24 protein-coding genes are annotated in these 20,465 nt (G+C 46.9%); 12 read left to right on the top strand and 12 right to left on the bottom strand.

What is annotated here, in order from left to right:
- Positions 1-33 precede the first annotated feature (33 nt).
- From ACI49J_RS08190 to ACI49J_RS08200, 3 genes are read right to left on the bottom strand one after another with little or no spacing between them, the layout of a single operon-like run.
- Complete coding sequence (locus ACI49J_RS08190) at positions 34-501, bottom strand: Lrp/AsnC family transcriptional regulator (RefSeq protein WP_012020650.1); 468 nt, start codon at positions 499-501, stop codon at positions 34-36.
- On the bottom strand, positions 498-1,487 hold the full coding sequence (locus tag ACI49J_RS08195) for an NAD(P)/FAD-dependent oxidoreductase (protein ID WP_240254972.1): 990 nt from the start codon (positions 1,485-1,487) through the stop codon (positions 498-500). The genes ACI49J_RS08190 and ACI49J_RS08195 overlap by 4 nt, the downstream gene beginning before the upstream one ends.
- A gap of 9 nt (positions 1,488-1,496) precedes the next feature.
- Positions 1,497-1,997, bottom strand: coding sequence for a hypothetical protein (locus ACI49J_RS08200; protein ID WP_240254970.1), 501 nt, complete (start codon positions 1,995-1,997; stop codon positions 1,497-1,499).
- 58 nt (positions 1,998-2,055) lie between these two features.
- Here ACI49J_RS08200 and ACI49J_RS08205 point away from each other — a divergent pair, with 58 nt between their 5' ends.
- Both ACI49J_RS08205 and ACI49J_RS08210 read left to right on the top strand, forming a co-directional pair.
- The gene (locus ACI49J_RS08205; RefSeq protein WP_240254968.1) at positions 2,056-2,871 is read left to right on the top strand and encodes an isoaspartyl peptidase/L-asparaginase; all 816 of its coding nucleotides are present in this window, start codon (positions 2,056-2,058) and stop codon (positions 2,869-2,871) included.
- Positions 2,868-3,407 carry a phosphoesterase gene (locus ACI49J_RS08210; protein WP_012020646.1) on the top strand — a complete coding sequence of 180 codons (540 nt, stop codon included), beginning with the start codon at positions 2,868-2,870 and terminating at the stop codon, positions 3,405-3,407. The genes ACI49J_RS08205 and ACI49J_RS08210 overlap by 4 nt, the downstream gene beginning before the upstream one ends.
- Here the strand turns inward: ACI49J_RS08210 and ACI49J_RS08215 are convergent.
- Entirely contained in the window at positions 3,397-3,651 is a 255-nt protein-coding gene (locus ACI49J_RS08215; RefSeq protein ID WP_275691961.1) for a hypothetical protein, read from the bottom strand. The genes ACI49J_RS08210 and ACI49J_RS08215 overlap by 11 nt on opposite strands.
- 86 nt (positions 3,652-3,737) lie before the next feature.
- On the opposite strand from ACI49J_RS08215, the gene ACI49J_RS08220 reads away from it, so the two are divergent.
- Together ACI49J_RS08220 and ACI49J_RS08225 are read left to right on the top strand one after the other, a co-directional pair.
- On the top strand, positions 3,738-4,115 hold the full coding sequence (locus ACI49J_RS08220) for a DUF5751 family protein (protein ID WP_240254964.1): 378 nt from the start codon (positions 3,738-3,740) through the stop codon (positions 4,113-4,115).
- Between the two features lie 39 nt (positions 4,116-4,154).
- On the top strand, positions 4,155-5,516 hold the full coding sequence (locus ACI49J_RS08225) for a digeranylgeranylglycerophospholipid reductase (RefSeq protein ID WP_240254962.1): 1,362 nt from the start codon (positions 4,155-4,157) through the stop codon (positions 5,514-5,516).
- On the opposite strand, the gene ACI49J_RS08230 is transcribed toward ACI49J_RS08225, so the two are convergent.
- The gene (locus tag ACI49J_RS08230) at positions 5,487-7,088 is read right to left on the bottom strand and encodes a DUF2070 family protein (protein ID WP_240254960.1); all 1,602 of its coding nucleotides are present in this window, start codon (positions 7,086-7,088) and stop codon (positions 5,487-5,489) included. The two genes, ACI49J_RS08225 and ACI49J_RS08230, sit on opposite strands and share 30 nt — an antisense overlap.
- A gap of 29 nt (positions 7,089-7,117) precedes the next feature.
- Between ACI49J_RS08230 and ACI49J_RS08235 the strand changes: the two genes are divergently transcribed.
- From ACI49J_RS08235 to ACI49J_RS08260, 6 genes are read left to right on the top strand one after another with little or no spacing between them, the layout of a single operon-like run.
- Positions 7,118-7,402: a hypothetical protein gene (locus ACI49J_RS08235; protein WP_012020641.1), complete on the top strand. Its 285-nt coding sequence runs from the start codon at positions 7,118-7,120 to the stop codon at positions 7,400-7,402.
- Positions 7,393-8,184, top strand: a complete 792-nt coding sequence (locus tag ACI49J_RS08240; protein WP_012020640.1) for an HAD-IIA family hydrolase — start codon at positions 7,393-7,395, stop codon at positions 8,182-8,184. Before ACI49J_RS08235 ends, ACI49J_RS08240 begins: the two co-directional genes overlap by 10 nt.
- Before the next feature lie 36 nt (positions 8,185-8,220).
- On the top strand, positions 8,221-9,921 hold the full coding sequence (locus ACI49J_RS08245) for a succinate dehydrogenase flavoprotein subunit (protein ID WP_012020639.1): 1,701 nt from the start codon (positions 8,221-8,223) through the stop codon (positions 9,919-9,921).
- 1 nt (position 9,922) lies between these two features.
- A complete protein-coding gene (locus tag ACI49J_RS08250; RefSeq protein ID WP_012020638.1) occupies positions 9,923-10,882 on the top strand; it encodes a succinate dehydrogenase/fumarate reductase iron-sulfur subunit in 960 nt (319 codons plus the stop codon).
- Positions 10,879-11,751: a CoB--CoM heterodisulfide reductase iron-sulfur subunit B family protein gene (locus ACI49J_RS08255; protein ID WP_012020637.1), complete on the top strand. Its 873-nt coding sequence runs from the start codon at positions 10,879-10,881 to the stop codon at positions 11,749-11,751. The genes ACI49J_RS08250 and ACI49J_RS08255 overlap by 4 nt, the downstream gene beginning before the upstream one ends.
- Positions 11,748-12,089 (top strand): succinate dehydrogenase, encoded by a 342-nt coding sequence (locus ACI49J_RS08260; RefSeq protein ID WP_240254958.1) that lies wholly within the window; start codon positions 11,748-11,750, stop codon positions 12,087-12,089. Before ACI49J_RS08255 ends, ACI49J_RS08260 begins: the two co-directional genes overlap by 4 nt.
- 89 nt (positions 12,090-12,178) lie before the next feature.
- Here ACI49J_RS08260 and ACI49J_RS08265 read toward each other — a convergent pair whose 3' ends face one another.
- Genes ACI49J_RS08265 through ACI49J_RS08285 form a run of 5 tightly spaced genes read right to left on the bottom strand, consistent with a single transcriptional unit; the run spans position 12,179 to position 16,746 of the window.
- Entirely contained in the window at positions 12,179-13,303 is a 1,125-nt protein-coding gene (locus ACI49J_RS08265; RefSeq protein WP_240254956.1) for a PLP-dependent transferase, read from the bottom strand.
- Positions 13,287-14,222 (bottom strand): homoserine kinase, encoded by a 936-nt coding sequence (locus ACI49J_RS08270; RefSeq protein WP_240254954.1) that lies wholly within the window; start codon positions 14,220-14,222, stop codon positions 13,287-13,289. The genes ACI49J_RS08265 and ACI49J_RS08270 overlap by 17 nt, the downstream gene beginning before the upstream one ends.
- Before the next feature lie 38 nt (positions 14,223-14,260).
- Positions 14,261-15,910: a molybdopterin molybdotransferase MoeA gene (locus ACI49J_RS08275; RefSeq protein WP_240254952.1), complete on the bottom strand. Its 1,650-nt coding sequence runs from the start codon at positions 15,908-15,910 to the stop codon at positions 14,261-14,263.
- Positions 15,911-15,934: 24 nt separating this feature from the next.
- Positions 15,935-16,216 (bottom strand): PqqD family protein, encoded by a 282-nt coding sequence (locus ACI49J_RS08280; RefSeq protein ID WP_240255094.1) that lies wholly within the window; start codon positions 16,214-16,216, stop codon positions 15,935-15,937.
- A 53-nt stretch (positions 16,217-16,269) separates the two neighbouring features.
- Positions 16,270-16,746, bottom strand: a complete 477-nt coding sequence (locus tag ACI49J_RS08285; RefSeq protein WP_012020631.1) for a single-stranded DNA-binding protein — start codon at positions 16,744-16,746, stop codon at positions 16,270-16,272.
- A 261-nt stretch (positions 16,747-17,007) separates the two neighbouring features.
- On the opposite strand from ACI49J_RS08285, the gene ACI49J_RS08290 reads away from it, so the two are divergent.
- Positions 17,008-18,180 (top strand): AAA family ATPase, encoded by a 1,173-nt coding sequence (locus ACI49J_RS08290; RefSeq protein WP_012020630.1) that lies wholly within the window; start codon positions 17,008-17,010, stop codon positions 18,178-18,180.
- Entirely contained in the window at positions 18,177-19,532 is a 1,356-nt protein-coding gene (locus ACI49J_RS08295) for a vWA domain-containing protein (protein WP_012020629.1), read from the top strand. The genes ACI49J_RS08290 and ACI49J_RS08295 overlap by 4 nt, the downstream gene beginning before the upstream one ends.
- Here ACI49J_RS08295 and ACI49J_RS08300 read toward each other — a convergent pair whose 3' ends face one another.
- Together ACI49J_RS08300 and ACI49J_RS08305 are read right to left on the bottom strand one after the other, a co-directional pair.
- Positions 19,533-19,847, bottom strand: a complete 315-nt coding sequence (locus tag ACI49J_RS08300) for a hypothetical protein (RefSeq protein ID WP_012020628.1) — start codon at positions 19,845-19,847, stop codon at positions 19,533-19,535.
- Positions 19,826-20,350 (bottom strand): hypothetical protein, encoded by a 525-nt coding sequence (locus tag ACI49J_RS08305; RefSeq protein WP_240254950.1) that lies wholly within the window; start codon positions 20,348-20,350, stop codon positions 19,826-19,828. Before ACI49J_RS08305 ends, ACI49J_RS08300 begins: the two co-directional genes overlap by 22 nt.
- Positions 20,351-20,465: the final 115 nt, after the last annotated feature.

A 20,465-nucleotide genomic window follows, 5' to 3' on the forward strand; every position in this document is an offset into this window, starting at 1 on the left:
CGGACATAAAAAGCGGGGAGCGTTAAAAAGTATTTATTGATCTTCCTCGTCTAAGTACTTTTTCTCCTTTATGGTTCTCAGGGCCACCATTGTGTAGGTTGAGGTAACGCCCTCAAGCTTGCCTATATAGTCCAAAACCTTGGCCAGCTCTTCCCTGGATCTAACCCTCACCTTCAACAATGCATAATACTCTCCAGTCACGTCGTATATATCGTAGATCTCATTCATCTCCACTAGCTTCTTGAGTATTTCCTCGTACTTCTTAGGCTCTGCCTTAATGAGGACGAAGGCCAAGACGTTTAGGCCTATCCTATCCAGGTCAATCTCTATTCCAAAGTTCTTGATGACACCTTCCTTTACCAGTCTCTTTACACGCATATGTATTGTGGACTCGCTCAAGTCAAGCATCTTTGCCAGCCTAGAGAAGGGAGTCCTAGAATCCCTCTGTAATATGTTTAGAATTTTCCTGTCCACGTTATCTAGGTAATAATAATCTGTCATAATATAGCACTCCCGAACAGTTTAATAAGGTCTAACTTTCCGAAATCGCCCATGGCGAACTTCACAACCAGTTTCGGATCTGCCCTTAGTAACACCCTCTCCAATCCCTTTACCGAGTTGGATGCCTTGGCTCTCTTTATCACTTCCGCGTGCACCTGAAGGGTCCAGTGAAGCTTGCTCCTCTTGAACTCCCTAGAGAAGTCCTTCCCTTCTAAGAGGGAGTCTGCCATAATCCTTGAGGAGATGATTGATGGCCTTATCCCCTCTCCCGTAACCGCGTATACTGTTCCCAAGGCCTCGCCAATGTATGAGCCGTTCAATCTATCCTCGAAAACTCCGTAGTCAGCGACTCTCGCTCCGTGCTGGGTTATGATCCTACCTGACGTGATGGTCTTTAGTTTCTCCCTTATGAAGTCCACGGAAGCGTAACCTCCTACCCCAATCTTAGCCCCCTTTGGATCGGGGAATATCCATCCATATCCAAGGAGGTCAGAGTAGAAGTACATGTCCACCATTTCGGGATCGTAATTTAGGTCAGTAATGTATTGGAGTGCGGGAATTGTGACATCCTTGGAGAGGGAATAGTGGCCAGTGGCAATTATCACCTTGTCAGCCTCCTCCTCCTTCCCGTTCACCAGGAGCTTGCCCTTGTTCAGGACCACCTTGGAGTTAAGTCTAAGATCAATCTTCTCCCCCAGTTTCCTTAGTAGGAGTGGCTTATCCACGATATACCCAAGCCTCTCCCTCTCCCTAACTTCTGAGATGAGCTTATTGTCTAGGTAGATCCTGAACCCCTTTATCTCGCTGTATATTGCCTCCTTTGGGATGTCCAAGTAGTTCTCTATCCCCTTGAGAACTCCCCACGCACATGGCTTCTTCCCTACGTCATCTAGCCCTTCGTAAACCGTGACGTCAATCTTGGTTCCCCTTAAGAACCATCCCAGTGATATCCCAGCCGGGCCCCCGCCTACCACGGCCACCTTCATGTAAACACCTTACTTTCTAAAGTAGAGCATCAGTATAAAGCCCATTGTAAGAAACCCTGTATAAAGGACAATTAACTCGTAGAAGTTGTGAAGAAATCTGCCTATGATTGCCCCGATCAAGACTGTGAGCACAAAGGCGAAATAACCGTCAGCGAGATAGAGGATATCCTTCTTAAAGAGGGCCTTCCATATATCCCTAGTGGCGAAGTAGAACGAGATGAAGAAGGGTATTGATTCCACGACTGATACAACACCGTATAACCTAGGCTGGAGGGGTAACACGAAGAAGACTCCCAGGGCTAGGCCGAAGGAGAATATCCCAGTGAAATAGAGGGAGACCACCGCGTTGTCCTTTCCGCTCCATGGCTTGTAAGTCCAGAAAAGGTAGAGTACCATGGCAAAGCCCACGATGGAAGCTCCCAGGAAAGCTGGAAAATTATTGGCCAACGCAGGCAACACAGGTAACAGGATAAGTACCAGAGAGACGCCAGCAACTTGCCAGTCCTTCATTTGAACCATCTTAAACCTGTTATCAAAGATAAAAATATCTAATGGTAACATTGACTCAATGAGATACAATTCGCCAGTTCTTGTCATTCACGGAGGAGCGGGCTCTTGGAAAAACATGGAAAGGGATAGGGCTCTGAAGGCCTTGAGGGAGTCCTTGGAGAGGGGATACAGGGAATTCAGGACCGGAAGCTCCTTAGAGGCCGTGGTGGAGGCCATAGCTTCCATGGAAGATAGCGGAGTTTTCAACGCTGGAAGGGGAAGCGTGAAGAACGCCGAGGGAGGAGTGGAGATGGACGCGGGACTGATGCACGGTAAGACCCTATCGGTAGGATCTGTGGCCTCCATTAGGGCCAGAAACCCCATAAGGAGAGCCTATGAGGTTCTGAAACAGGGAAGACACGTTCTCATGGTCAGGACTGTTTGGGAGGAAACGGAGGAGGGAGATAGCTCCAGGGATGGGGATACCGTGGGGGCCGTAGCGTTGGACGAACAGGGGAATCTCTCCGCTGGAACCAGCACCGGTGGAATAAGGGGTAAATTGCCAGGACGAGTGGGTGACTCACCAATACCCGGGGCTGGATTCTACGCCACGGCCAGGGTGGCCGTGTCCTGCACTGGAATAGGGGAACTCATACTAAAACTGCTTCCAGCAAAGGAAATAGACATGCTACGAGCCATGGGATATCCACTTGAGGAATCTGTTAGGGCTGTCATGGGAAAGTTCACTGAAACCTTCGGTAAGGACAACCTCGGTCTGATCGCACTCGACCATCAGGGTTACGCCTCAGCATCATTTAATACTGGCGCAATGCCAAGAGGAATAATGTGGAACGGAGGAGAGAAAGTGTTCTTTGATGAGGTAGATCAGCTATGAAGATACTAGTTCTCAGCAACATTAGGTTTCCTGAGCCCCACATAGAGAGCGTACTGTCAAACGTGATAAAGAAGGAGGAACCAGAGGTCATAGTCCTGAACGGTGACACAACCCAGTGTTACTGGGACTATGAGTGCCCAAGGGTTATAGACGTACTTTACGTCATAAGGAGTATTGCTCCGTGGGCACAGCTCGTGTATATACAGGGAGACATGGATCCCCACGCGTTGAAGTGTATCATGGCTGAACCTAGGTACAGGGAAGAGATCATAGGAACGACAATGTATATAGCGGACGCATCTTCAATAAAATACTACATCATTCACGGGCATCAGGGCGACATTGATCAGCTGAGAAAAACTGTGGGGGCAGGACCCTGGGACTGGCTCGTGATTGGCCAGCATAAAAGACTGGAAGTGGACAAGCTGGCCAGGGTGATCTATGCTGGGGGTATAACTAGGGAGTTCCCCCCAGAGAGTCGCGGATACGTTGTTATCACGGACTCCTCCCATTACACTAGGAGTCTCACGCACTAACCTCAGGATTTATTTCTAACATGCTTTTAATTATTCTAATGTCATAAAACCCCTCCATGGGATCGCCGTCCCCTTCCTTCCATGCGACTAGCCCGTCGACTATTAACATGTTTCTCTCTCCCTTGCTGAAAATTATATCCTCAACTGCCCTCATCTTCCTTAGCCTATTCACGAGTTTTTTGATCTCAGGGGTAAACTTTCTGTAAATTATCTGGACTATCACAATATTATATTGTTTCCTCAAGTTAAAAAACAAAGGAATGGGGTTTTTAGTATCACCTCGGACTGGGCCACATTACTAATATTAACTGAGCTAACCAGGAATAACCCATGGACTTGAGAAATAAGGCAGTCCTAGTTCTGGTACAGGTTAGGGAGGAGACCCTCGCCGAGGTTTTCAGGAAACTCATGAAGGATGCAAGGGCTTCAGGCTTCAGGAAGGTCATCATCAACGTTATATCGCCTCTCCCCCATTGGCAGGTACTCGCTAGCGCTAGGGAAGCTATACTTGACAACATTGACCTCGGTCTTGAAGTCTATACCTGGAAACCGGAAGACGTAAAGAAGATGTTCGAGAAAGCCTCTCAGCTCGGTGTAGACGGTCTCATGACATATTGTGATGAGGATAATAAGTACTCCATGAGCAAGTTAATGTCATCTCTTCCAGATTCTCTAAAGATCTCTATGATAAAGGACAATTGTAAGTAGATTTTTATTTTAGACGGAGAAAAGCTGGCGGGGATATTTTTGAAACAACTAACCTACGATGTATTAATAATTGGTGGAGGATTCGCAGGTTCCACCGCGGCTTGGCATCTGGCGAATAAGGGACTTAGGATACTTCTAATAGACAGTAAGCCGTGGAACAGGATTGGGGACAAGCCTTGCGGGGACGCAGTTAGCAAGGAACACTTTGACAACCTTGGTATGCCCTACCCGGAGGGAGAACAACTTGAACAGAAGATCGATGGAATCAAGTTATATAGCCCCGATATGTCCACAGAGTGGACCGTTAAGGGCGAAGGATTTGAAATAAATGCCCCAGCCTATACACAGAGAATATTGAAGGAGGCCAGGGACAGGGGAGTTGAGGTGATGGACTTAACCACTGCCATGAAGCCTGTCCTAGAGAATGGCTTCGTGAAGGGTGCAGTGATATTTGACAGGAGGAAGGAGGAGCAGATAGAGGTAAAGGCCAAGATGGTTATAGAGGCTACTGGGTACTCAAGAAGCTTCAGGAGCAAACTTCCTCAGGAAATCCCTGTCTCTGAGGACATGGATGAGAGGGACGCGGACATCGCCTATAGGGAAGTGGCCTATACTAGGGAGGATATAGATGAACCTGGTTACTTGAAAATCTTCATCAACCAGACCACCTCACCTGGAGGATATTGGTGGTATTTCCCGAAGGGGAAGGATAAGGTAAACATAGGACTGGGAATACAGGGAGGAATGGGCTACCCCAGCATCTACACCTTCTATGAGAAATATTGGAAGGAGTACGGTGCTGACGTAGATAGAAACAGAATGATAGTAAAGGGAGGAGCCCTTGTGCCCACTAGGAGGCCACTAGACACCTTGGTTTGGAACGGTATAATAGTCATAGGCGATTCTGGATACACGGCTAATCCAGTCCACGGAGGCGGGAAAGGATCAGCAATGATATCAGGGTTCTGCGCAGCTAGGGCCACGCTAAACTCCTTCGAGAAGGGGGACTTCTCGGCTCAATCCCTCTGGGAAACTAACCTGTGTTATAACGAGCGTTATGGCGCAAAACAGGCTAGCTTAGAACTCTTCCGAAGGTTCCTTCAGAAGTTATCAGATGATGACATAAACTACGGAATGAGGAAGAAAGTCATTAGGGAGGAGGATCTTCTAGAGGCGAGTATGACCGGAGATCTTCAACTATCCGTAGCGGATAAGGCAATGAGAGTGATTGCAGGTTTAGGAAGACCTTCTCTACTATACAAACTCAAGAATGTGGCGGAGTACATGAAGGAGATAAAGGCTCTCTACAGAGCTTACCCAGCAGGTCCAGATCAGCTACCAAAGTGGAAAGGGCAAGTAAAGCAACTCATCTTAGAATTTGACAAGGTAATTTCCAAGTAGAAGAATTATAAGGGCTACGTATGGAAAGATCACAGGGATCCAGAACGTTCTCATAGCAAAGCTCCCTACCTGCTCCAGCCCCTCCACCATCAACGAAATAAATTTTCCAATTACCTTCACTTTCGCATCCACTATCATGTAGCTTGCCTCTACTTTCTTGAGGTTTGCTTCAGCATTTTTGATCGCTTTCTCCAGGGCTTCCAGTATCTGTGGGCAAGGCTCTGCTGGAGTGTAGAGGTTTCCAAAGGATGTTCCTGTACATGAATGATCGTCAGGTGTGACGAGGATGACCTTCTCGTAAAGGTTACCAAACTTCTCGCGTAATAACTTCCCAGTCTCCTCATTGGCGTTATTGGCAAACACGTAGGCAATTACTATCTTTTTGTCCCCATCTCCAACTATAAGTGCCTTAACTTTACGACTACAGATCCCCTCACATGTTGAGTTAATTTCAGACTCACCGTATCCCACTAGGAGAGGTCTCTCCTCGGTAGCTGGAATCTTCTTGGAGACGAATTCCCTTAAGGCTCTTTCATCCCTGTGCCCTATTTCCTCCTTTAGAGACTCGTTGTGGCAATCAACTAGGAAATTACCTGTCTTCAGTGATTCGTCCCATAACCCTCCAGGAAGATCATCTATTCCGTAGCCCGGTCTCTCGCTGAAGTTCAGCGTTATATGGTCGAACACGAGGGAGGTCATCCTAAACCTGTCCTCAGATAGGAACTTTATCCCCCCAAACCTTAACTCCTTCCAATTCCCCTCCCTGATCTTCGAGGAGATTATCTGTGCAAGCTTACGTGACTCCTTGCTTGAGGCCAGATCTATCTCGTGGCTTCCAGGACCGTGAAATACCATTACCTTGTTGTTCACCAACTCCTCCAGCTGATAGGGAAATAGGGAACTCCCCACCTTTCCGTACATACCAAAGTGTATTCTGGGTAAAACTAGAAGAACGTCTCCAAGTTTCAGTACAAGTGTGCTTGAGTGAAATTCGGTAGATATCTTTTCCAGGAAGTTTTCAACTTCCTCGTCCCTCCTGTAGCTCATAGCCTTCAGGAAAGGTCTAACAATGTTCAGAGATGGAATGCCTGTGACGCTTTTCCCTTTTCTGTTAACAAGGATCAAGTATAAGTAGGAAAATAGCCCCACGATCAAGTAGAAGGCAATAACTAGTTCAATATTCCTTGGAAACGTGGAAAGTGCCGAGATCAGGCCTATTAGCGTGGTTAGGCCCGGCGAAGTGAAATCCCCGTAATCTATTAACATAACGTAAGTCATAAGGGGAATAAAGAGGCCAAAGGAGAGGGGTATTACCAAAGGAAAGAACGAGATTATCAAGTAGATAATACCAAACATTCCCGCCATTGCAAGGAAAGTTCTAACTCTTCTGTGAAGGGATATTAGGGACAAGGACAAGTACACTAGGAAGCCTGTCAAATACGTGAATCCGTCAGATAGCGACCTCAGAAAGGATAGACCTACTTCCGCTCCCACCCAGATTGAAAGGGCCTCTGTTGATGGTAACCTTATGAGCTTGGAATAGTAATTCCTAGTTAGTTTTTCCGAATCCACGAGTTTACACGAGAGGAGTGGATAAAAAAATGATTGAAATCGATCTAGGTGGAATAAGTCCACAGAAAGTGATCAGGAATAATTTGGGAGAGTGTACCATGTTTTACGTTGATGTTAAGGATCTTGGTGAATTTCTGTTGTTCGCGTTCGAAGGGAGAGTCAATTACGTAAAGATCATGAGGCCCTTTCCCGGGAAATGGTCATGTGAATCCGCCCTTTACAACCCTCAAGGACTCTTCCTCTTTGATCTCGGTCAGGGTATAACCTCTGATGCAATAAGGAACAAGATGGAGATGATTGCAAAATGGTACTAGATTATGATCTAATAATAAGCGACGTTGATGGCGTTATCCTCATGGAAGGTGATCCCATCTGGGACAACATAAATTCGCTCAGGCAAATGATTGAACATGGAAAGAAAGTTATCCTAGTGACCAACAACTCTGGGTTCAGCAGAGTTCTTCTCTCAAGGCAACTCAACTACCTAGGGTTACCAATAGAGCCTAAGGATATAATTACCAGCGGATTAGCTGCAGTACTTTACATGAAAAAGAGTTGGGACGTGAAGAAGGTTTTCGTTATTGGCGAGGAAGGTCTTGTGGAGGAGATTAGAAATGCAGGATACGAGGTATTGATGACAGCTAACGCTGAGAAAGAGATCCCAGATGTGGTTGTGCTTGGACTGGATAGGCTAGTTACCTATGATAAGCTATCCATAGGGATGAGATGTATATGGAAGGGTAGCAAGTTTGTCGTGACTAACATGGATAGGTTGTGGCCCGCCAAGGATGGTTTGAGACTAGGAGCTGGCGCCTTGGCGAGTGCCTTGATATATGCCTTAAAGAGGGAACCGGATTTCGTGGCAGGGAAGCCCAACAAGTGGATAGTTGAGGTAGCAATGGAGCTCACGGGGATAAGCGACTTGAAGAAGGTTCTCGTTATTGGTGACCAACTGGAGACCGACATAAAGATGGGGAACGAACTAGGAGCAGACACTGCTCTAGTTCTTACGGGCATTTCTCAGAGGGCAGACGTGGAAAGGACGGGGATACGCCCTACATTTGTAATTAAGAACCTATCTGAACTACTCTCTTAAAGTAATTCTTAATAACGTATCTATTGCGATTTTTGTATGGACAAACTTCTTTATGACGCAGTAGTTCTTGGAGGAGGATTAGCGGGGTTAATGTCGGCCCATGAAATCGCCTCAGCAGGCTATAGGGTAGCGATCATTTCTAAGGTTTTTCCCACAAGGTCTCACTCCTCCTCCGCGGAAGGTGGAATAGCTGCATATGTCCGGGGTAACTCCGATCCCAACGACAATCCAGACTACATGACCTATGACACGGTCAAGGGAGGAGATTACCTAGTCGATCAGGACGCTGCGGAACTTCTATCTGAAAAATCTGGAGAAATAGTGGAGATAATGGAGAGGTGGGGTACGCTATTCAATAGGCAACCAGACGGGAGGGTAGCTCTGCGTTATTTCGGTGGACAGACCTATCCCAGGACCAGATTCGTTGGGGACAAGACTGGCATGGCCCTTTTGCACACCCTGTTCGAAAGGGTCTCAGGTCTCTCAGTGGATTTCTATAGCGAGTGGTTTGCGGTGGACCTGGTGCTGGACGAGAAGAGGGTAGCTGGAGTTCTGGCCATGGAAATGAAGTCCATGGAACCGGCCCTGTTCAAGGCAAAGGCTGTTGTGCTAGCCACCGGTGGCATGGGGATGCTATACGCGCACACGACCAACGCCTACATAAACACGGGTGACGGTTACTCTATGGCTCTGAGGGCTGGAGCGGCCCTGAAGGATCCCGAATTTGTTCAGTTCCACCCAACTGCGCTCTATCCCTCAGACATTCTGATAAGTGAGGCGGCAAGGGGAGAAGGAGGTATCCTCAAGAACAATAAGGGGGAGAGATTCATGACCAGATATGCTCCCAAGAAGTTGGACCTTGCCCCCAGGGATATTGTCTCTAGGTCCATCACAATAGAGATAAGGGAGGGAAGAGGTTTCCCTGGCGGGTATGTTGGATTGGACCTTACCCATCTGGGAGAGAGCTACATAAAGGAGAGACTTGCGTTGGCTTACGAGGCTGCCATGAGTTTTGCGGGGGTTGATGCTACTAAGGAGCCCATCCCTGTTAGACCTGCACAGCACTACTATATGGGTGGAGTGGACGTGGACATTACTGGAACCAATAGTGATTTGCAAGGACTATTTGCGGCAGGCGAGGTAGCTTGCGTATCTGTCCACGGTGCCAACAGGCTGGGCTCCAACTCCTTGCTAGAAACCCTCGTTTTTGGTAGGGAAACTGGAAGAACTGTAGTGGAGTACCTCAAGAAGCACGAGGAGTCATCCTCAACCACCCTGGAGAAGGAAGCAGAGAAACTTCTAAGCGAGGCCTACACCTTTGTGAAGAGCGAGACCGGAGTCCACTTCGGCGAAATACTCAACAAACTTAGGCAGGTAATGTGGGATGATGTGGGGATTTTCAGGAACGAGGACCTATTAAAGACTGCCCTCTCAGAGGTCGAGAAACTTAGGGCACAGGTCAAGAGCATGTATGTGACTGACAAGAGCAAGACCTACAATACCGAGTTCTTTAACGCATTGGAGCTGAGAAACATGATGGACCTCGCGGTGGTAATAGCCAAGTCAGCGTTAACTAGAACCGAATCAAGAGGAGCTCATTACAGGACGGACTATCCAGAGAGAGATGATAGGAACTGGCTCAAACATACGTTGGCTTACCTCAAGGGTAATCAGGTAGAGATAGGGTTTAAGCCCGTGACCATGACTAGGTGGCAACCAGAGGCAAGGGTGTACTGAAATGGAGAGCCAACTGGAGCAACGGGAGATTGTGGTCAAAGTAAAAAGATATAACCAGGAGAAAGGCGAGTACTGGCAGGAGTACAAACTAGTTGTTGATAGATTCACCCAGATGACTGAGGTCCTTAGGAGAATAAAGTCAGAACAGGACCCAACCCTGGCCTATAGGGCTTCCTGTCACATGGCGGTCTGCGGAAGTTGTGCCATGAGGATTAACGGGGAACCCAGGCTAGCCTGTAAGACCCTTGCCCTGGACATTGTGAAGAAGTATGACAGCAACCAAATAACCGTCGAACCTATGGATTACTTCAAGGTTCAGAAGGACCTCATCGTAGATATGGATGAATTCTACGCCAGGATGTTTAAGGTTAAACCTAGGCTTTACCCAAGCAAGGAAGTGGTGGAGGGGCGTGGAGAGCACAGGTTAAGGCCAGAGGATCAAAGGGAACTCTGGAAGTTCGCCCAATGTATCTGGTGTGGGCTTTGTGTCTCAGCTTGCCCAGCTGTGAGGATAGACGAGGAGTTCCTAGGACCAGCAGCACACGCCAAGGGGTATAGATTCCTGGCGGACCCAAGGGATACCATCTACGATGAAAGGTTGAAGATCTTAGCCGATAGCGCGTGGAGGTGCACGTATTGTTATCAGTGCTTCAACGTATGTCCAAGGGATGTGGAACCTGTTACCACAATTAAGAAAACTAGGGCTCACACACGTTTCCTCAAGGACAAGTCAGAGGTAGCAAAGACCGGCGAGAAGCACGTTAAGGCCATATTTGATAGTATAAGGGAAACGGGTAAACTTGAGGAGGCCAAGGTATACATCACGACCTACGGCCTAGCCGCGGCAATCACTGACATGCTTTACACCATGAGGAACGGGAAGGTTAACCTTGCATTAATTAGGGAAAAGAAGGTAAGTCAGATAGATCAAATTCAGAAGTTAATGGGTGAGAAGGAATGAAAGTAGCATATTATCCGGGATGTGCAACCCACGGCCTATCTAAGGACGTTGATGTGGCCACAAAGAAGGTGGCCGAGGTTCTAGGATTGGAACTAGTGGAAGTAGAGGACTGGAACTGTTGCGGAGGAGGATTCCTGGACGAATATGATCAAAAGGCCCATGCTGCCTTGAACCTGAGAAACTTGTCCCAGGTAGAGAAGATGGGACTCAACAAAATGGCAACTCCCTGTAGTGTTTGCTTGCAAAGTCATAGACTTGCAGTAAACAACTACAAGGAAGACAAGGAGCTTAGGAAAGACGTCGATTCCAGGCTCAAATCCGCCTCTATAGAGTACAAGGGAACCGTGGACGCTGAGCATATTGTGTGGGTTTTGGTGAGGGACGTTGGAATTGAGAGGATAAAGTCCCACGTTACAAGGCCCCTGACCCAGTTGAAGGTCGGAACATATTACGGATGTCAAATGCTAAGGCCTGAGCAGATCATGGGATTTGAGTCCGCATATAAGCCCCACAGTCTAGAGGATCTAGTATCAGCCACTGGAGCAACTCCAGTGAGGTTCCCCATGGCGACAGCTTGTTGTGGTTTCCCCTTAATGGGAAGCAATCCCAAGGGAGGATTGAAGTTGGCCTATAATGTTCTCTCTTCTGCTAAGGGCGCTGGAGCGGATATAATGGTACATCCATGTAGTCTCTGTCATTTACAACTTGATGTTACCCAGTTCAAGGTAATGGACGAGTTTAAGACTGGATGGACCATGCCCACTATGTACGTTACTCAACTCCTGGCAATATCCTTTGGGATAAGTCCAAAGGAGCTGGGGCTTAGTAAGATAGCGATGAAGGCACTGGAGGAGAGGGGAATAACATGATCCAAGATCTCAGCAGTATAGGCGGAGAGTTAGGTCCCTGGAGAGAAGTGTCGGAAAGGCCTGGAAAGGAACCCTTTGCCAAGGAAGCGGAATACAAGGTGAACGATTTATTCTGGGGTAAATTCCATCTCCGTAACACTGGTGAGCTCTACGTTCTTGTGATTTCCAAGATCCCATTTAACTGGAAAGAGAGGGTGAAGGATCTACACTTGAACGGAGAGGTTGTTGATGCAGCGGGCGGTATAATGTGGATTGCGACAGACGAAAAGCATGTGGAATCTGACCTAAGAACAATCAAGGAGTATCTTGTGAAAATAAAGGACTCCTCTAAGAAATGAGAGGAGGCCCTAGCTTCACTCTGCCATGGTTACATGGCTGTAGGCTAGGTATGGCAATTCTTTCTTTTTTAGAGAGAAAATAAATCTTTCTAGATCTTGCTAAGTGCCTTATCCAAGTCTTCTATTAAATCCTCCACGTCTTCTATACCCACGGAAAGCCTAAGAAGCGAATCTCCTATCCCTGAGGCCTTTCTCTCCTCAGGAGATAGTGTCCTATGGCTCATTGTTGCTGGATGGGATATCAAGGAATTCACGCCTCCAAGGCTTTGGGCTGGGATTATGACTGATGTAGATTTCATGACCCTCAGTGCCTCCTGCGCTCCGCCCCTCACCTCAAAACTGACCACGCCACCGAATCCCTTAAGGACTCTCTTAGCAACACTATGGCTTTCATGGCTCTTGAGACCAGGGTAGTAAACCTTTGCAACCTTAGGATGTGCCTCAAGGAACTCTGCGATCTGTTGTGCGTTCCTATTGATTACATCCATTCTGATCTTAAGGGTCTTCATCCCCCTGATGGTAAGATACGCTGGATGAGGATCAAGGGAGGTTCCAAGTGTTCTCCTCATTTGGTCTATTGCCTTCACCAGTTCTCCCTTTCCCGCTATCAACCCTGTAATGACATCGTTATGCCCCGCAATGAACTTCGATGCACTGTGTATGACTAGCGAGGCCCCAAACTCTAGGGGTTTCTGATTAATTGGAGTTGCAAAAGTTGAATCCACAAGTAAGTTAGCCCCCACTTCCGAGCACGCCTTTCCCACCTTTTCCAGGTCTATCACCCTGAGTAGGGGATTCGTAATACTCTCAATCATAACCACGTCATACCCCTTGGTTATCATTTCGAGCATGCCTTGATCGTTGGCTGGGGCCACATCGACCTTCACACCCCACGACGAGAGGTAATCCTTGGCAAACCTCAGGCTCCTTCCGAACATATCCACGTGAACCAGGAGTCTCATCCCGGGGCGGAGCAGAGTTAAGAGGGTGGTGGAGATGGCTCCCATCCCGGAGGAAAACGCGAGCCCAGCCTCTGCACCCTCAAGCTCCGCTATTTTCTTACCCAGTTCTAGGACCGTCGGATTGACCTCTCTGGAATACCTGTATTTCTCACCCTCAGGATAAAGGAAAGCTGACGTCTGATAGATGGGCGTTGTTATAGCCCCTGTGGTGGGATCTATTGATTCCCTTACTGATTTAGTTGAGTCCCTCAACCCTGACTCCCTCCCCTATTTCCGTGGTAATTAAATCGCATTGAAAACCGTGCTGGGCACATACTTTCCCACCCTCCTGTTTGATCTCTCCCAGTTTGGTCGAATCATCGTAAAGGATTAACACCGTAGGTCCGGCTCCACTTACGCAAGCTCCAATAGCATCGTACCTCAGTGCTATTTCCTTCAACTTGGGGTAGTGTGGATACATTGGTTCCCTGGACCTTTCCACAACGGCGTCGTTAAGCCCCTCCCTAACCAGTGCCCTATCTCCCTTAACTAATCCTAGAATGAATGAGGATAGGAACCTTGTGTTTTCGACCATCTTTGAAACCTCTATCTGCTTGGGAACTAGCTCCCTTGCCTTCTTGGTCTTCCCTTCACCCGTATTAACCCTCGGTATGACCAACATTAACCTGAAGTTCAGGTTAATTGGTATCCTCACTACCCTAATGGGATCGTGCGACGTCACTGCCACTATTCCACCAAAGGCACTAGCTGCCACGTTATCTGGGTGAGGGGATCCACTAACGGCTTGTTCCCCAATCACAGCAAACTTCACGATGTCCTCGAGCGTCAGGTGGAGGTTAAGCAGCTCGTTAACCGCAGCCACTGCAGCCACTGCAGATGCTCCGCTACTTCCTAGGCCTAATCCGTGGGGCACTCCCTTTATCACATTCAGTTTTACCGTGTAATTTAATTGAAATTCCTTGAGCAATGCCTCAACTGGTGCGCCTGCTGAGTTTCTAGCTGGATCTAAAGGGACATTCGAGTTGGACTCCATCATGACCCTGCGTTCCTTTTCGTTGATAAGCTCCGCGTAAACAGTGTCACTGAAGGCCAAATGGCTCATGGAAAGCACGTCGTAACCGGCACCAAGGTTAGCAGAAGATGAGAATGCTGTGGCTTTCACTGAACGCATATCCGAGAATAAGGAGATGAAGTAAAAGGCTTTTCCAACTAGGTATCTTCAGAAAATATTCCCTCTAAGAATTGTAGATCCCTGTTTCTCACTACTACTTTTAATTTCTCTTGTGTTACTTTCTCTCCTTCTATGTATCCATGGGGTGCGATCACCTTTCCCTTGCCCAAGAACAGGGGTGCTGTAGAGGGTGATTTCAATTTAACTGCAGGATCCTTCACCAACCTGCTCATTCCTATCCAATCATGATAGCCTATGGGATCTCCGCTTCCATGGGATAGGATCCAACGCTTTACCTCCACCGCCTCAGGCACCTTATCTTCGCAAAGGAAGTCACTCAGTATCAGCGCATCCCCCACATCGTACTTGAGTGCAGCGCAAGCGGGCACTGTTCCCAAGAGTATTTTCCTAGCCTTAACTTCCCTTATTCTCACGTCCTCTTCCCCTATAATGACAGGCCTATTATCAAGGTTTTTCAGGGTTACCTCTATCCTCTCTCCCTCCTTGACTTGCGTACCAGGAGGTAAGGTCACGTAACCATCAGAGCTAGCAAAAGTCCCAACCATGTAACTGTCGAATGGGACCGGGATAGCATAGTGACCCCCTCTCCCTTTAACTATGTAAACGGGGATGTTAGTGACCCTGTACCTATCAGCCTTAATTGGTAAAATGGAGATGGCCGAGACCTTGTCGTGGTAAGCTGTTCTGGTAGCCAGTGATCTCCCTGAGAATTCAGCGACATATCTCTCCACCAACTGGTTAAAGGTCATTATGGTAGCCACAATGTTTCCAGAAAGTCCGAAGACCGGCTTCCCTTGTATCTCCCCCAATATCGTTGGCTTTCCAGGTTTCGTATTCAAACCCTGAATTACGATTCTTCCCATCTCCCTTACCAGCTGATGCACGTAATCCTTTTCACCTGCACTCGTTCCTCCTGTGGTTATTATGAGGTCGGCCTTGTCCACTGCAGTCCTCAAGGAATTCCTGATCTTTTCCTTGTCGTCAGGTAGAACTTCGGCTCCAACCACTTCGCATCCAAGTTGCTTTAGCCTTGATACCAGGAAGTGAACGTTGCTTTCATATATCTTCCCTGGCGCTAGATCTCTTCCAGGTTGAACTAATTCATCACCGGTTGCGATAACGTAAACCTTTGGGAGATCATACACCTCAACTGTCTCTATTCCCACAGACGCAAGTGCCCCAACATCCTCTGGCGTAATTTCCTGGAACTCTCCTATAATTTCCGAGCCCTTGGGTATATCGCTACCAGCCCACGCCACGTTTGCACCAAATCTCAACCTGGAATTTATCTCGACAAAGGGAAGTTCCACACGTGTATCCTCTATCTTAACCACGGCATCAGCTCCCCAAGGTAGTGGGGATCCAGTATCCACCTCTACCGCCTCCCCTGGCCCAATAGTTATATCCTTCCATTCCCCAATGGATATCTTTCCAACTATCCTAAACCTACCTGGGGTAGAAGATGATTTAACAGCGAACCCATCTACAGTTGACCTAGAGAAGGGTGGATAATCGGTTTTAGCAAGTACTGGTGAAGAAGTTATCTTGCCCACGGAATCCAATATTCCAAGAGAGATTGTTCTCCTCTTGGGAGGAAGAGTTCTAAGAAATTGTTCAATGGCCTCTAGGGGAGTGGGTAAGTTCTCCTCGGGAACGAAATTTCTCATGAGAAAAATACACAAAACAAACTTTTAAATGGTTATTAGGGCGGCCTCCTGTAACTGTTCAAGTACCGCGACAATAGGCGCTCTAATCTGTTCCTCTTCGATCTGCGCTTCCTTGCTAATCTCCTGAACTATATCGCCCACTGTTCTCTCTCCATCGCACATGGCCCAGATATAATAGGCTACTGCAGCTACCTCGTAAACCCTGTCTTCAGCTAGCTTAATTATAAACTTCTCACCGTCCTCACTCTTGTCCACGTATTCGCCTTCTCTCCTGGGCTTCCTATCCTTTATCTCCTCATAATCCAACGATGGGTGAAAATGATCGTGTTCCTCTTCTGGTTGCCTATCTTCTTCGAAGTTCACTCTTCTTCCTCTCCGCCCTCTCTAGGCCTTCTCCTGTATCCTCCACCGCCGTAGTTTCCTCCGAAACCGCCGCCGTAATTTCTTCTTCCTCCGCCTCTACCTCTGAATCCACCTCTCCTTGGAGGCGAATCATCGGTAGGAGTGGTTTCAGGAACCTGATCGGCTTCTGGGATAGACTCTTCGGCAGACTCGCTTATCTTGGACCTACTACCTGCGTTAAGCTGAACTTGACCCTTAAAAACTGTGGTCCAAGCGTTTTCCACTTTGATAATTTGGCCTTCCTTGACTTCGTCTCCTTGGTTCCCCCACAGGGTGAGTTTAACTCTCCCTGTGTCGTCTCCAACCATTACTTCACGAATGGTTCTAGGGCCGTTCTTTGTTTGAACGACCTTCTGTTCACCTACTTCCAAAACGCGGGCGGTAACACTTATGTTTTCCATCCCGCCTTTTAGATTTCCTATCTTTTCATCCATGTATCTCGACTCACACGAATTTGTTATTTCAATCTTTGAAATTCGCCTATATAAATTAGTTGGTTAGTTCCATATCCTTCTACATTTCTCGTGTTAAGCTCGATTCTCCGTCTAAAACCCACAGTACTTAAAAATTTCCTATATACAGAATTTAAACTCTCAAGGCCTTTAAATGATTTTTGAAATTTTCTCGATAATATCCTTACATAAAAAAGAATTTTATTCTTTCATGTTTCTTAACCTCTCTTTATAAGCTACAAGATGGTAAACATAATAGGGAGAATAATAGTGAGTTCATCACTCCTTGAACTTCCCAAAAAGTTTTTAGAGTCCCTCTATTCCCCATTCGTGGGAAGGGAAGAGGAGGCTAAGGTCCTAACGCTAGCTCTCCTTACAAAGGAGCACGTAGTGCTAATAGGAGAGCCTGGAACCGCTAAGTCAGCATTGGCTAGAAGGGCTGCCGATCTCCTCAATGCCAGGTTCTTCATGTATTTACTTACGAAATATACCGAACCTGCTGAACTTTTTGGGGCACTGGACGTCAATGCACTGAAACAGGGAGTGTACAAGAGGATAACAAAGGAGAGACTTCCTGAAAGTGAGTTAGCCTTCCTTGATGAGATATTTAATGCCAATTCAGCTATTCTTAATGCCCTTCTTTCACTGTTGAACGAGAGGGTGATTTACGACGGCTACAACGTTATCAAGGTACCACTAAGGACGCTAATCAGCGCAAGTAATAGGGTACCGGACGAGCCAGAACTTGAGGCCCTTTATGATAGGCTTCTTCTAAGGCATTACGCTAAGCCCGTGGGGGAGGATATGTGGAAGGACTTAATAGATTCGTCCTGGGAACTCGAGTTCACAGACAAGTGGAAAGTCAAGGAACCAGTTATGACAGTTCAAGATCTTGACAGGCTTTACAGTATGCTCTCAGAAGTGGACCTGAGCCAGATCAAGTCGAAACTCCTGAAGCTCTACGTAATGTTGGAGGAGAAGGGAGTGCACTTAACTGACAGGAGAAAGGGCAAGGTTCTGAAAATAGTGTCGGCTCACGCACTTCTGAACTCTAGAACAAAGGCTACAGAGGAAGACCTGGTGGTTCTTAAGTATATAGCCCCAAGGGAAATTGACGATTTCGAAAAGGTCTCAGCGCTGCTCTCTGAGGAGTTAAAGACGCCCATCAAGTACATGAGGGAGCTTAACGAGATATTTAATAACATTAAGGAGGCAGGGAAATACGTTGATGCTGCTAACGAGTCTGATCCTAGATTGATCGATTTGATCAGGAGCTTGAGAGCGACAAAGGACAGGGTAATATCTTTAGGAAAGGAGAGCGGTGACGAGAAGGTTGAAGAGTTCTCGCGGGAAGTTGGAGCGGAAATAGATAGATTAGTAGAAAAAGTGGGGAGGAAGCTGGGGATTTACACATGACAGGTCTCCTTAGAGGTGTAGATTACGAAAGCCCCGTTGTAAAGTACAGGGGCGAGAGGATACTCAACACCCTAAGGAGGGTCTCTGGGAAGGAAAGCAATGTAGATCCCCTATTCCTCATTGATACCTATTATGTGCACTATCTCCCCCTACCGATTCTAAAAACAAAGGGGGAAATAGATCAAAGCGACTCCATTAAGTACTCATTGATTGATCTCACCATTTCATCAGAGATTGTAAACAGGAACAGAAACTACTCAATTGCGAACTCCGCAGTAAGCATGGCCCTTTCCGTGAGTTACGTGCAGAACTTGATAGAGGAATTGGAAAGGATTAGGAGAACTTCACAGTCGCAGGAGGAGAGAGAGGCCGCAGAACAGATACTTAACGGTATAATGAAGGGAAGTCAGGGTAAGGAGGGAAAGCAGAATCAGAACCAGCAACAGGAAAACCAGACCACTGGAAAGCTAATGAAGCAGGTTCATGAAAAGGCTATGGCAAAGGCGTCTGAGGATGCTAATTCCGTCAGGAGTATGCAGAGGATAGTTGGAGGTAATGGGGCCGGTACAGGATCGATGATGAACTTTGAGGGAGATATACACGACGTGCTAAGACTAGCTAGGAACACAGAAATCAAAAAGATCCTTGAGTTTCTGAGCGGTATCCCGAAGCTAGGTAGCTTCACCAAGAAGAGGACCACAAGATATGCTAGGGGAGAGCTTTATGGATATGAGGAAGGTTCAGACCTAGAGAGACTGGTTCCCTCAGAACTGGCCTTACCCGAGGAACTCTTTGATGTGAAGCTTGCAGAGAGCCAGCTATTACTATATCAGAAACAGATTAAGGAAACCCTAGGACCCATATATCTACTATTGGACAAGTCAGGTAGCATGGATGGAGAAAAGATCCTGTGGGCTAAGGCTGTAGCACTGGCCCTCTACAGTAGAGCTAGAAGGGAGAACAGGGACTTCTATCTAAGGTTCTTCGATAACATTCCATATCCTCTGATCAAGGTCATAAAGAATGCCAAGAGCAAAGACGTGATCAAGATGGTAGAGTATATTGGGAAGATAAGAGGTGGAGGCGGAACCGATATATCTAGATCTGTAATGTCTGCCTGTGACGATATAAAGGACGGTCATGTTAGGGGTGTAAGCGAGGTCATAATTTTGACGGATGGAGAGGATAAGATCGCTGAAACCACTGTCAGGAGATCCCTTAAAGAGGCAAATGCTACGCTCATTAGCGTCATGATAAGGGGAGATAACGCGGATCTAAAGAGAGTTTCAGATAACTACCTAGTGGTTTATCGTCTAGATCAGGGAGACCTACTTAGGGTAGTTGAATCCTAACTAGAGTATAGCCTTTATTTCTCTTTTTATTTCTTCCTCTAGAAGTAATTTTATTTCTGAGTGATGCATTCTTGTCAGATGAAGAAACATACCTCTCTTAGTAAATGGTCCCTTGTTGCACAACCTGCAATACAATAAAGTGGACTCCTGGTTAACCAGCCAAAAACTTACCCTTGCCACTACTCTTTTTCCCATATCCTTTGAGGAAAACCCAACTGCTCTTATGTATTCGTCCTCCTTGACCGAGATCTGTGAAGCGTACTTAGCAGTAACCTCCACAAGTTTTTCAGCAGTTATTGAGATTCCACTATCCATAATCTATCACGCACTGAAGATATTCCTATGGCCAAGGTAAACAAGGTTACGGTTCTCTTCATTTTTTCCACAATGTTCGAGTTCTCCAAAAATCTTCCAAAGTCATTCATTTCTAGCCCCAGAGCCCTAAAGACCCTTTCAATTCTTACCTCAACCTCTGCGAAATTGAATGGAACGTCGCCCGAGTCGAGAGATTTCTTGGCTAAAGTTATCATCTCTAAGGTCTCTCCCAATTCCTCCTCCGATACATCCTCAAATACGTCCAGAATGGACTTGGTTAGCTTTCCACCTAAATATTCTGCCATGCCAGGGATATAATCTAAAGGAATAATGCTCAGTATCCAATTATCAACATATTTTCTTACGACTTCTAGACTTTCCTCTGTTAACTCGTTCAAGTTCTTGAGTACGGAAGCTGCTGCAATCACGTGCGCTGCCGCCTCTCCCGCGCCTTCCACCGAGTTGAGGGAGAGGAATGGACCACTATCAACATCTATGCTCACTCCTGTTCACTGTTTAACCAATTCAGGAGATCCTAGTTTAAACTCCCCCTACCCAATAATACACGAAAGTCAAAGGTATTAAATCCACAAAAATCTCGGTAATCCACAGACGAAA

Source organism: Metallosphaera sp. D4-4 (assembly GCF_046245145.1).
GTDB classification, from domain to species: Archaea; Thermoproteota; Thermoprotei_A; order Sulfolobales; family Sulfolobaceae; genus Metallosphaera; species Metallosphaera sedula.